We start from the raw sequence: 11831 nt of genomic DNA on the forward strand, positions 1-11831 counted from the left end.
CTCCTGTCCTGCAGAACCGACACCCTTCGGTGAGGAGACCCACATGACCGCGACCGCCTTCGAGTACGGCCCGAACCATGCCCTCGTCGACCCCTACGCCGTCGGGAACGGCACCGACGCCGCCTGGTGGCCCTCCGCCGCCGGACAGACGGACAGCGACTACCTGCTGGCCCCGCCGAACCCGGCCGAGCGCGTCGACACCGCCATCGACCCGCGTGACCGCCGACGGCTGGAACTCCACGCCGCGCTGACCGCCGCCGGCATCCCGCCGCGCCCCGAGGACCGCGAGGCCATCGAGAGCCTGAGCGCCCTGTCCGGCAGCATCAACACCACCATCCAGCGCTGGCTGCACCACACGCTGTGAGCCGCCGGGCTCACGCCCTCCCCGGCGCCACCAGCCCCGACTCGTACGCCACGATGACCAGTTGGGCCCGGTCCCGGACCCCGAGCTTGCCCATGGTGCGGCTCACGTGGGTCTTGGCGGTGAGCGGGCTCAGCCCCAGCGACTCCGCGATCTCGGTGTTGTTCATGCCGCGCGCGACCAGGGTGAGCACCTCCCGCTCACGGTCGGACAGGCACTCGGGGCCGGCGGCGACCGGCGCGGACGGGCTGCGCAGGAACCGCGCGATGAGGCGTGCCGTGGGGCCCGGTGAGAGCAGGGCCTCGCCGGCCGCGACCGTGCGGATGGCGTCGAGGAGTTCGGCGGGCCGGGTGTCCTTCACCAGGAAGCCGGAGGCACCGGCGCGCAGCGCGTCCACGATGTTCTCGTCCGTGTCGTAGGTGGTGAGGACGAGGACCTTGACGCCCGCGAGGTCGTCGTCGGCCGCGATCTCGCGGGTCGCCTCGATGCCGTCGAGGTCGGGCATGCGGATGTCCATGACGACGAGGTCGGCGCGCTCGGAGCGGGCCAGTTCCGCCGCCTGCCTGCCGGTGGCGGCCTGGCCCACGACCTCCATGTCGGGCGCCGACTCGACGAGCATCGCGAACGCCTCCCGTACGAGGGTCTGGTCGTCGGCGAGCAGCACGCGGATGGTCATCCGGTGGTCCCTTCCCGTGTCGCGGTCGTCAGCGGCAGGCTCGCGGTCACCTGGAAGCCCCCGCCCTCCCGTGGTCCGGCGTCGAGTGTGCCACCCACGCTGCGGGCCCGTTCGCGCATGCCGACGAGTCCGAATCCGGGGGTGCCGCCGGGGGTGGGCCCGGTGCCGTCGTCGGTGACGGACAGACGCAGGGTGCCGTCCTCCTCGCGCAGGTCGACGCGGACCGCCGGATCGGGACCGGCGTGCCGGACGGCGTTGGTCAGCGCCTCCTGCACGAGGCGGTAGGCGGCGGCGCCGACGGCGGGCGGAACGGGCCCCGTCACGCGGACGGCCGGTTCCACGCGGGCGCCGGCGAGACGCGCGGCCGCCACCAGGTCGGGCACGCCGTCGAGGCCGGCCAGCGGGCCGCGGGCGTCCGCGGGGGCGCCGTTGTCGCGCAGCACCTCCAGGGTCGTACGGAGTTCCCCGCGCGCCGTCCGGCAGGTCTCGGCGATGTCGTCGAGGGCCTTGGCGACGGTCGCCCGGTCGAGGCGTTCGGGGTCGGCGGCCAGGACGTGCGCGGCGACGGAGGTCTGCACGCCGATGACGGTGATGCTGTGGGCGAGCAGGTCGTGCAGGTCGCGGGCGATGCGCAGACGCTCCTCGGCGACCCGGCGGCGGGCCTCCTCCTCGCGGGTGCGTTCGGCGCGTTCCGCGCGTTCGACGATGGCGGCGACGTACTGGCGGTAGAAGCGGACGTCGACGCCGAAGACGAGTACGGCGACGACCCAGCCGGTGATGCGGACCAGTTCCACGAGGCCGTCGGGGTTGGTGAGGGCGTTCATGGTGAGGGTCACGCCGATGAGGACGGTGCCGAGGAGCAGGGTGCGGCGCGGTGGGCTGGTCGCGGCGACGGTGTAGAGGGCGACCATGGAACCGGCGACGGGCGCGCCGTGGTTGTTGTCCAGGGCGTGGTACGGCACGACCGCTGCCATCACCAGCAGGAGCACGAGCAGCGGGCGCCGCCGTCGCCACGCCAGCGGCACGTGGGCGGCGAACAGCAGCGTCCAGCCGAGCGCGTCGGGCCGGCGGCCGTCGTCGACGAGCAGCGCGACGGCGGTGGCGAGCACGGCGGTGCACACGGCCAGGATCGCGTCGTTGCGGACGGCGTGCGGGGCGGTCAGGGGGTCACGGTTGACCGCCGCCATGATCCGCTCGCCGGTGCGGAGGTGTTCCGCCGGTGGCGTGGGGGTCGCTGTCGTCGTGGGCACGGGGTCCATCCTCCGGGAGGAGGGCGCCCCTCCGGGAGGGAGGGGCGCCCTGGGCGGCACGCGGGTGGCTACACCGGTTCCGGCTGCCGTTCGCGCGGGGCCGCTTCCGGAGTCCGGGAGAGCCTGCCGGGCCACCACATCCAGCGGCGCAGCAGCACGCTCGCCGTGGTGACCAGGTAGGTGCGGACGAGGAAGGTGTCGAGGAGCACGCCGACCGCGATGACGAAGCCGAGTTCGACCAGCGCCACCAGCGGCAGGGTGGTGAGGACGGCGAACGTCGCGGCGAGCACGATGCCGGCGGAGGCGATCACCCCGCCCGTGGTGCGCAGTGCCGTCAGCGCGGCGGCCTCGGGTTCGGCGCCGTTCAGGGATTCCTCCCGCATGCGGTGCATGAGGAAGATGCCGTAGTCGACGCCGAGGGCGACCAGGAACACGAAGGACAGCAGCCCGAGTCCGGGATCGGTGCCGGCGAAGCCGAACAGCGGCTCGAAGACCAGCCCGCCGATGCCGAGGGCGGCGCCCCAGACGGCGGCCACCGCGGCGAGCAGCAGCAGCGGTGCGACGAGGCTGCGCAGCAGAGCCACGAGGATCACGAACACGGCGGCGAGCACCAGCGGCACGATCACCTTGCGGTCGCGGGACTCGCTGTCGGCGAGGTCGAGCTGCTGGGCGCTGGGGCCGCCGACGTGGGCGCCGTCGCCGAGGGTGTCGCGCAGGGCCTCGATGGTGCGGGTCTCGCCCGGTGATTCGGGGGCGGCGGTGGTGAAGACGGCGATCTCGGTCCAGCCCTCGGCGCTGCGCCCGGCGGCGGCCTCGGCGACCCCTTCGGTGCTGCGGGCCTTGTCCACCACGGCGTCGGCCCGGTCGGTGGGTGCCATGACGGTGAGGGGCCGGCTGCTGCGCTCGGGGTACTCCTCCGCCAGGGTCCGCATCGCGGCGATGGACTCGGGCCGGTCGGTGAAGGAGTCCTCCTGCTTGAGGCCGCCGTTCAGGTTGAGCGTGCCGAGGGCGAGGGCGCCGAGGAGTACGGCGCCGCCCGCGAGGACGACGGCGGGGCGCCGGGCGGCCGAGGTGCCCATGGCGGCGAACAGCGACCTGCGGGCCGTGGGCGTGCTGCCGAAGGCGGGGATCAGCGGCCAGAACACGCGGCGCCCGAGCAGGACGAGGACCGCGGGGAGCAGGGTCGTCATGGCCACGAGGGCGGCGAGCACCCCGATCACGCCGACCGGGCCCATGCCGCGGCTGCTGTTGAGGTCGGCGGCGAGCAGGCACAGCAGTCCGGCGGCGACGGTGCCGGAGGAGGCGAGGATCGCCGGTCCGCAGCCGCGCAGGGCGGCGCGCATGGCGTCGTACGGCCGCTCGTGGCGGCGCAGTTCCTCGCGGTAGCGGGAGACGAGCAGCAGCGCGTAATCGGTGCCGGCGCCGAGGACGAGGACGGTCATGATGCCGCCGCTCTGTCCCGTGATGGTGACGTCGAACAGCTCGTGGAGTCCGTACCCGGCGGCCATCGCCACGGCGGCGGCGACGCCCGCGACGGCGAGCGGGACCAGCCACAGGAACGGGCTGCGGTAGATCAGCACCAGCAGCACGGTGACGACGCCGAGGGTGGCCAGCAGCAGGGTGCCGTCGATGGTCTCGAACACCTTGCCCATGTCGGCGTTGAGCGCGCCGGGCCCGCCGACGTCGACACTCAGCCCGCCCGCTCCCCCGGTGATCGCGCGCACTCCGTCGACGAACGCGTCCCTGGCCTCCTCGTCCTGGCCCGGCTCGGTGCTGGAGACCGGGTACATGAGGGTGCTGCCGTCCTCGGAGGGGATGCCCCGCGGCGTGCCCGACAGCTCGTAGCCGCTCTCCACCTCCGCGACCTGCTCTGCGGCGGCCTTCCGGTCGGCGGCTGTCAGTCCGCCGTCCCGGTGGTACACCAGCACCAGGTCGGTGGACTCGCCGCCGGGCAACTCGTCCTGGATGCGTGCCACTTGGGTGGAGTCGGCACTGTCGGGCAGATAGTCGACGGCCCGGTCCTGCTGCACCTCGCCGAACTTGCCGGCCAGCGGCCCGACCAGCACGAGCGCGGCCAGCCACAGCCCGACCACCGCCCACGGCACGGCGCCTCGTCGCCGAGTACGTGTCATTGCGGCCCCCATGAGACCTGGCTCCCTCCGGTCGGGTGTCTGGATCGCTCTCCAGACTTCCGTCGGACGGGGGAGCGGGGCGTCGGGCGTGAGGGCGAGACGCGCGCTACTGCGTGGGGTGGTCGAAAGGCGGGACTACTCCCCAGGGAGTAACCGGGAACCGCCCAGCTCATGGCCCCGAATCGAGCGTCCTCACGCCGGGCCCCCCGGCGACGGAGCCGGCCGAGGAGCGGGCTCCGCGGCAGTCGCCCACAGTGAGTTGAACGCCCGCACATGTCCGTCGACCCGGCGGCCGTCCGCATCGAGCCTGGTCTGGACGTTGCCCTCCTGACGGTCCGGCTCGAACTCCAGGTACAGCTCGCTGTCGAAGATCACGACGTCCCGTGCCACCACTGGCCTCGGGTTCGACCGCTCGGGGAGCGGCAGGGAGAGGAACCGGACGCTGATACCGGCGTCACGCTGGTCCTGGCAGAGCCTTGTGAATCTTCGCATGAAGTCCGGGTTGGCCCTCTCCTCCTCTTTGATCATGAAAAGCCTCCGAATGGTCACCCCCCGGGCACGCATGGCCTCCGCCTGGGCGTCGAGGTAAGGTCCCGCCGAGTCGGTGTTCCAGAAGGGCTGATCGACGGAGCTGCTCGTGGCGTCGATCGTGCGCCGGGCGCATTCGGTGAGCCTGATGAGCCACTCGTTGTTGTCCCGGGGCCAGTGCGCGGTCATGCCGGTCAGGTCGGTGACGACGGAGGCAAGGTTTTCCACCTCGGACCGGGCGAACGCCTTGACGATCTCCGGGCCCTGTTGTCCCACCCGGTTCAGGCTCTTGATCAGACGTCTGGCGTCGCTGGTACTCATGCCCGCCTCGTCCAGCTCGCTCAGCAGTCCGGCGGCTTCGCTGAGCTGGTTGAACTGAACCCCGAGTTCCCGGCTTCGCTCACGGTGACCGGTCTCGACCGTGACCAGCCGCTGTTCGAAGTCGACCATGTACTGCACGATGAGCGCGGAACCGCCGATGACGACGGCCACGGCGATCTTCCACAGCTCGTCACCGGACTGGTCCACCAGGTTGGTGAGCACATAGGCGACGGTGCTCACGACCACGGTGACGAGTATCTTGAGCACGATGGGCGCGATACGCACCCCGCCCGCGGCCGGTCCCGGTGCGCCCGGTCCTCCATGCATCTGCCTCTCCCCCCGTCAGGTATCGAGTGGATGGTGCCCGGTCAGCGACGGCCCGGCACCTCGTCACGCAAGTGAATCGCCCGGAGGGCGAGTTGGTCGCGAATGCGCTGGGCGTGTGCGGTCCATTGCCTGCTGTAGCCCGGTGTCTCCTCCAGCTGGTTCCAGACGGTTTGAAGGACACGGTCGACGCGTGCTCGAGGCATCCACAGGTGCAGCAGGTGGTCGACGAGCGGCCGCAGCACCCTCAGCACGGCCCGGTCGTCCGCAGCGCCGGTCGGCAGCCCGTCGAGCTTGTCCGCGACGGTCGTCAGGAGCCAGTCGTGCAGCGCCAGTTCCTCACAGAGACCGACCGCCGCGGTGGGCGGCAGGCCGGACGGCAGCGACAGTTCCAGAGTGCGCAGACCGTCCTCGCCCTTGGTGAAGAGCGAGGAGGGCTCCTCGCCCGCGGCGGTGCGCACCGCGGTCCAGCGCAGGCGAGTGTCGGCGGCGGTGAGCGGGGGGTCGTGGTCCAGGATCCGGTCCTGCCGGGAGATCCGGGCCAGCACGCTCTCGGCGATCGATCCGACGTCCAGCCGGCCCGGGCGGTGTCCCAGGAGGAAACCCCGGACGAGCGCTCTCTGGGGCAGTTGCCCGACGGGGACGAGGGATCCGGGACGGACCAGGTAATAGCTCCATGCCTGTCGCCGATCGGTTCCGACGGCGGGCAGGGAGAAGGAAGCCGTGGCCTGGATCACCCGGCCCTCCACAAGCGACGCGTGGCTCCCCACAGTGCCCACCGCGCGGACCCGGGCACCCGTGTCGGTAGGAAGTGGGCAGTCGACACCGGTCAGCACCTCCGGGGAGACCACGTACCGGTTCGGATGCCGGGAGACCCTGACCCGCTCGTCGGGGCGCAGACGCAGCAGCTTCACGGCAGCCCGCTCGTCCAGTGCGTCGCGGGTGGGCAGCAGGCATGTGCGCACTTCGCCGCAGGCGATGACGGGGTGCGGGTCCCGGCCGGTCCGGCTCATGTCACAACCCGAGCGGGAAAACGTACGAGGCACGGTCCGCAACGCCCGCGGGCACGGCGAAACCCTCGGACCCGGACCGTTCGGCCACCTGCCGGAGCGGTTCGTCCTCGACGTGGACCTGGTCGAGGACGACGCGTACGGCGTGTTCGACAGGCAGGAACCGGCGGGGGAGCACGCTGCACGTGACGTACGCGGTGAAGGGCGCGGCCCGGGGGTTCAGACGCAGCACGGGCGGAAGCGCGTCCCAGTCCGTGGGGAACCCCGCGTCGTCCCAGGGGGTCGGGGCGAGCAGAGCGCGGCCGTTGTCGCGCAACAGGCCCAGCCGGACCAGTTGCCAGACGGAGGCGAGGAAGGCGCAGGACCATGTGCGCTCTCCCTCGGCCTCGCTCCACAGTTCGATGTCGAGGAAGACGGAATGACCCCGCGCGTCCGTCTCACGGGGTGGCTGCCAGGCCGCACCGGCGGTGTCGAGAGCCGCGGACGAGCGCTGTGCGGGCGTGCGTCTGCCGTTGCTGAGCCAGCCGGTGCGGCTGACGGGTGGACGGAATCCGCTGCTGCCGGGCGGAGGGGACTCCACAAGCCGGTGCATGACGGACTCGGCGGGACGGACGAGCGTGCGGTCGGCACCAGGAGCGACCGCACAACCGGACTCGCGTGCCAGGTAGTCGATGGTCAGCCCGGCCCCGGCGGCCGCGTCGATGAGCGGTGGCAGAAGTTCGTCGGGCGTGGTCAGCCGGGAAAAGTAGTCGTCGATGAGGAAGCAGGTGCTGACGCGCGGACGCGCGTCTGCGAGATGCGCGCCCACGTCGTTCCGGACGGCGTCCGCCCAGGGCCTTACGGTGTCGAAGTGGCGACGCAGCCGATCGGGGCCCTCTGCGAAGTCCTCCATGTACAAATGGCCGATCTCCAGGGAAAGATGAGAGAACGGCAGGGATTCGACGCGCGGCTCGGCGCTGGTCTCCCGGAAGGTCGGGACGGATTCGTTCACCGCTCTCCCCAGAGGGTGTCGTCGGTCAGTTGCTGAGCGAGACCGATCAGTGCGTCCCAGGTGGCCTGGTTGGCGATCTGCCGGTCGTACACGTCCTCGATGGTGATGAGGCGCTCCTGCCATTGGAGAACGGGTTCCAGCGGGATCGACGCCAGCGTCCAGGTCCTGCCGACGCCCCGGGTCGAGGCGAGTGTCTCGAGCGTGCTGTCGCAATGCCGCATCCACGCGTACTGCGCCGGTGTCACATGGGACCACGGGGGCGACTCCAAGTCGGGCACCGCGGCGCGGACGAAGCGGATGGCGGCCCGGAGCACGTCCGGTTCGTGCCCCATGGCCGCACCCGCCTGCACGATGCCGCGGGGTCCGAAGGCGAGTTCCGCGGCGGCCGCCACATGCTGCCGCGTCCAGCGATGGAAGACGAGCCAGCGATGCTTCAGCCCGGCGAGCCCGCCGCGGGGCGAGGTGGCCGCCAGCACCAGATCCACGGCGTAGCTGCGTCCGGCACTCAGGTCCACGACGATCACGTCGAACTCGCGATGCAGTCTCAGGATGAGGTCGACGCATCGGTGCAGGTGCTCCTCGCCGGTGACGAACTCTCCTCCGGACCGGTCACCCGGCACGAGGACGAGGCGGCCGGAGCCGGCGGGCCGGTCTCTCAGGTCGAGGTGCTCGGTGCGGGACCAGACGTCGATACGAAGCGGCTCGTTGGCCGCGCCCCGCAGATACGCGTGCAGACCCGTCCCCTCCGCCTCTGCGGGGACGTCGGGCAGGTCGAAGACGGTGGCGGCGGTCGGCGATCCGAAGTCGAAGTCAAGGAAGCAGACATCCGACCCGTCCAGGGCGTGGTGGTAGGCCAGATTGGCGCTGGTGACGGACCGGCCGGTCCCACCCTTGTCCGAGGCGGCGAAGACAAGCATCCTCACACCTCCCGGTCCGTACTCCGAGCGCGGGCGAGGGTGTCCAGCCGGGCCAGGACGCCCAGTGCCAGTGCCAAGGCCGTACCGGGCTGCCGGTCGACCAGCGCACGAGCCCGGCGCAGGTCGGCCTCGACGCCGCTGATCCATTGACCCTGCGGGGTCCTGGGTCCGGGCGCCGGGTGGTCCTCCTGCTCCTTGCCCAGCAGATGGGCGGCCTCACTGATCGCCTCCCGCGCCGGGACGGAAAGCTGCACACTACGGATCGGCGGCTGGCGGTACAGGACGTGCGCGGCGACCATGCACTCGGCGACGCGTTCCGTGATACTCCAGGAGAGCTTCCGGGCCCGGGCCGGCGACCCGGGGTGGACGGCTTGTACGTCGTCCCAGAGACCGACGCCTTCACCCTGGCTGATGCGGCGCTCCCAGACATGGTCGAGGACGCTTTCGGCGAGCTTGAGCAGACGCTCGTCCGACGCGGTGTTCCGGGAGAGGGAACACAACTGGACTGCCCGCTTCAACAACTGCGTGGAGAAATCAGTCATCACCCACGTCATCGTCGGGCCCAGTGCCTCACTGCCCAGCAGTCGCATCGTCACTCCCGGGCTGTGCAGGCCGATCGCCGGGTCGTCGTGGCCGACGCCGCCGGTGATGCGGCCGCGCTCGGCGAGGCGCTCCATGACTCTGACCAGGCGCGAGAGGTCGTGATCGGTGGTATGCCGGCGCATCATGTCGTGGACGACGATGGAGACGACCGTGAGCGAGAAGTACTCGGACTCCGACTGCTCGGCAGTGGTGCGCCAGGGAATGTCCTCGAGCGGCCAGGCGTCCTCCTCGAAGCGGGCGACGGCGGACCAGTACTGCTGGGTTATCTCCCAGCGCAGCCGTATCCCGTCGGCCAGCTTCTGCTGTTCGGGATCGAGCAGACCGAGGACCAGGGTGTGATCCGACAACAGGTCGATGATGCCGTCGAGGGCGACGACGGTGAAGTGGAGGTACGGCACGGGAAGGGCCACGCCGGGGGGCTGCGCGCCCACGATGTGCGCGGACTCCGGCTCCAGGGGGACCTCCGCGGCGCCCCGCACCACGCTCCAGGCCCAGCCGCACTCGAACATACGGTTCTCGTTACGCAGTTCGTCGCAGACGTCGGCGCTGAGGCCGAGAGCGATGCTCTCGGTGATCTGTGCGCGCAGGGACGTGAACCGGCGCTGGAAGCGCTCGGCGACCTGCCGGTCGGAAAGGCGGTTGCGGCCCAGCAGCCGGGCGAGAGCGTGCCCCTCCTCGGAGGAGATGTCGACCACGTGGACGGTGAAGGAACGCAGGAGGCCCACCAGGGCGGCGGTGAGCCGTGCGCTGGTGTCACGTCGAAGGCGCTCGATGCGGTCAAGGGTGCTCTGACGACCGGTCCTTCCCCGGTACACCTTGAGAAATCCGAGGGTGGCCAGGCACAGGCTGACCGACATGGAGTAGGAGTCGACGACGTCGATCTCCCGCTGGTCCGCGGTGAGTTCCCGCGTGGGGTCGGCCGGGGCGAAATAGTGGCCACCGGCGAAGGCGGGAGCCGTCCCCCGGCGATGCCGCTCCATGAACTCGCCCAGCACTTCGACGAGTTTGAGGGGGATGTCGGTCGCGTCGCCCATATCGCGCAGGGCCGCCGACACATCGGGCTGTGTGGTGTCGGGGGCATCCAGGCGGAACGTCTGGATCTCCGTTGCGGGGTAGAGGAGGCACAGCAGTCGTTCGGCGTCCGCGACACTGCTGCGCCCACCGCGTTCGTCCCAGGACCACACCCCGTCGGTGAAGGAATGGCGGGCCAGTGCCTGCCACATGCTCAGCAGATGCTGCCGCGGCTTGATCCGCACCCCGTATCCCCCTGTCGGCCCGGCCTTTCCTGAGCAGCCTTTCGAGAGCTACCCACTCACCGGAAACCGCAAGCGAGGATGATGGAGGTGTAGCCAGGACGGACCTCCCCCGGTCCGCCGATCCGGTAGGTGCGTACGGAGTCGGTGACGCGTTTGATGCTGGCGCTGATTTCCGCCTGGCTGACGTCACACGCGGGGAACCAGGTGTCTCCCACCCAGTATCCCTGGCTGTGCTCCATGAAAGCGGCCGCGAAGGGCGCCCCGGGGGTCAGCGTCTCCAGGAAGTGCCTGACCGCGCGGTGGAACTCCGTGATGGAGGTGGATATGGACTCGGCGACGAAGAACATCGTTCCTGTCTGCCACCTTTCCGGCCGGTCGACGGGCTGGAGTATGTCTCCCTGCTCGACCCGCGCAACCTCACTCAACCGTGCCCAGGGCCCGCCGGGCATCCCGGCGTAGGCGTCGTCCAGGCACAGCTTCCGCCAGAAGCTCTCCCAACCGTCGTCGTGGCCGACGATCTGCTGACGCAGGTACTCCAGGTTGGACTTCGAACGGTCCAGCAGAGTTATCCGGTCGCACCAGGGGAGCATCGAGAGCGCCGGATAGAGATTGGCTCCGGCACCGACGTCGATCCCGTGCACCGACCGACCGGACCGCCGACGGAAATGATCACTGAAATGGGCACGGACGACCGTCATGATCGTCTCGTCGACGGAGAGCACCCTGCTGTAGTTCTTTTCGACGTACAGCGCGGGATCGAAATCGTCCCAGCGCGCGTCCGCGTTCACCTGTGCCCGTTCTTCCGGTGATCCCAAAGGCATGCCTCACGGTACCAATACGGTCGCTCCCCTGTTTCTTCTCTTCCGGTCCGCTTCGGGGCAAGGAGGCATGCGGGGCGCACGGCGGCAAAAGCAGCGCCGGACACCTCATCCAGGGGCTTGAACGGCGGCAGGCACCAGGCAATTCTGGTGCGATGTCAGCTCTGCACCCTTCGTACGGCCGTGTACGCACGGTCGCCGGGCACGACATGCCCGACCTGCTCCGCGTGGATCAGGAGGCTTTTCCCGACGATCCGATGCCGTACTCCGTCCTACGCCAGTTCGTGGACATCTTCACCGACCATGTGCTGGTGGTCGAGGACGGTGACGGTCGGCTGTGCGCCTACCTGGTGGCCACGCCGCCGCACAGGGGGGACAGCTGGATCTTCAGTCTGGGTGTCACGCCCGCGACACGCAGGCACGGGCTGGCCCGGGAGTTGATGCAGGCAGCACTGGAGAATCTGCGTGCCGAAGGGGCGGATACCGTCCTGCTCTACGTGGAGCCGAACAACAAGCCCGCTACGGCACTCTACGAATCCCTCGGCTTCGTGCCCGACCCACAAGGCGCTCGCCCGGACCACTTCGGCCCGGGCGCCGACCGCATCCTGATGTCTCTTCCCCTGGCTTCCCCGACGGCCTCCTAG

Annotated in this window: 11 protein-coding genes; 2 read left to right on the forward strand and 9 right to left on the reverse strand. The window is 70.5% G+C overall.

Annotated features, from left to right (window positions below; translation table 11 throughout):
• Window positions 1-43 precede the first annotated feature (43 nt).
• On the forward strand, window positions 44-364 hold the full coding sequence (locus tag F1615_RS34620) for a hypothetical protein (protein WP_149553009.1): 321 nt from the start codon (window positions 44-46) through the stop codon (window positions 362-364).
• Window positions 365-374: 10 nt separating this feature from the next.
• Here the strand turns inward: F1615_RS34620 and F1615_RS34625 are convergent, their stop codons facing one another.
• The 9 genes from F1615_RS34625 to F1615_RS34665 form a co-directional block, all read right to left on the reverse strand.
• Window positions 375-1037, reverse strand: a complete 663-nt coding sequence (locus F1615_RS34625) for a response regulator (RefSeq protein WP_149553010.1) — start codon at window positions 1035-1037, stop codon at window positions 375-377.
• Entirely contained in the window at window positions 1034-2296 is a 1263-nt protein-coding gene (locus F1615_RS34630; RefSeq protein ID WP_244328955.1) for a sensor histidine kinase, read from the reverse strand. The genes F1615_RS34625 and F1615_RS34630 overlap by 4 nt, the downstream gene beginning before the upstream one ends.
• Window positions 2297-2355: 59 nt before the next feature.
• The gene (locus F1615_RS34635) at window positions 2356-4431 is read right to left on the reverse strand and encodes an MMPL family transporter (RefSeq protein ID WP_149553011.1); all 2076 of its coding nucleotides are present in this window, start codon (window positions 4429-4431) and stop codon (window positions 2356-2358) included.
• A gap of 180 nt (window positions 4432-4611) precedes the next feature.
• Entirely contained in the window at window positions 4612-5535 is a 924-nt protein-coding gene (locus F1615_RS34640) for a DUF6879 family protein (RefSeq protein WP_149553012.1), read from the reverse strand.
• A gap of 101 nt (window positions 5536-5636) precedes the next feature.
• Window positions 5637-6605: an SCO2521 family protein gene (locus tag F1615_RS34645; protein WP_149553013.1), complete on the reverse strand. Its 969-nt coding sequence runs from the start codon at window positions 6603-6605 to the stop codon at window positions 5637-5639.
• 1 nt (window position 6606) lies between these two features.
• Window positions 6607-7593, reverse strand: coding sequence for an SCO2522 family protein (locus tag F1615_RS34650; protein ID WP_149553014.1), 987 nt, complete (start codon window positions 7591-7593; stop codon window positions 6607-6609).
• Complete coding sequence (locus F1615_RS34655) at window positions 7590-8510, reverse strand: SCO2523 family variant P-loop protein (RefSeq protein WP_149553015.1); 921 nt, start codon at window positions 8508-8510, stop codon at window positions 7590-7592. The genes F1615_RS34650 and F1615_RS34655 overlap by 4 nt, the downstream gene beginning before the upstream one ends.
• Window positions 8511-8512: 2 nt before the next feature.
• Complete coding sequence (locus F1615_RS34660) at window positions 8513-10369, reverse strand: SCO2524 family protein (RefSeq protein ID WP_149553016.1); 1857 nt, start codon at window positions 10367-10369, stop codon at window positions 8513-8515.
• Window positions 10370-10425: 56 nt separating this feature from the next.
• Window positions 10426-11157, reverse strand: coding sequence for an SCO2525 family SAM-dependent methyltransferase (locus F1615_RS34665; protein WP_244328956.1), 732 nt, complete (start codon window positions 11155-11157; stop codon window positions 10426-10428).
• Window positions 11158-11342: 185 nt separating this feature from the next.
• On the opposite strand from F1615_RS34665, the gene F1615_RS34670 reads away from it, so the two are divergent.
• Window positions 11343-11831, forward strand: a complete 489-nt coding sequence (locus tag F1615_RS34670; RefSeq protein ID WP_149553018.1) for a GNAT family N-acetyltransferase — start codon at window positions 11343-11345, stop codon at window positions 11829-11831.

It is taken from the genome of Streptomyces marokkonensis (genome assembly GCF_008312835.1).
Taxonomy (GTDB): domain Bacteria; phylum Actinomycetota; class Actinomycetes; order Streptomycetales; family Streptomycetaceae; genus Streptomyces; species Streptomyces marokkonensis_A.

Coding starts and splice junctions, on each gene's coding strand:
- F1615_RS34620 (WP_149553009.1), top strand. CDS start 44: ATGACCGCGACCGCCTTCGAGTACGGCCCGAACCATGCCCTCGTCGAC.
- F1615_RS34625 (WP_149553010.1), bottom strand. CDS start 1,037: ATGACCATCCGCGTGCTGCTCGCCGACGACCAGACCCTCGTACGGGAG.
- F1615_RS34630 (WP_244328955.1), bottom strand. CDS start 2,296: ATGGACCCCGTGCCCACGACGACAGCGACCCCCACGCCACCGGCGGAA.
- F1615_RS34635 (WP_149553011.1), bottom strand. CDS start 4,431: ATGGGGGCCGCAATGACACGTACTCGGCGACGAGGCGCCGTGCCGTGG.
- F1615_RS34645 (WP_149553013.1), bottom strand. CDS start 6,605: ATGAGCCGGACCGGCCGGGACCCGCACCCCGTCATCGCCTGCGGCGAA.
- F1615_RS34655 (WP_149553015.1), bottom strand. CDS start 8,510: ATGCTTGTCTTCGCCGCCTCGGACAAGGGTGGGACCGGCCGGTCCGTC.
- F1615_RS34670 (WP_149553018.1), top strand. CDS start 11,343: ATGTCAGCTCTGCACCCTTCGTACGGCCGTGTACGCACGGTCGCCGGG.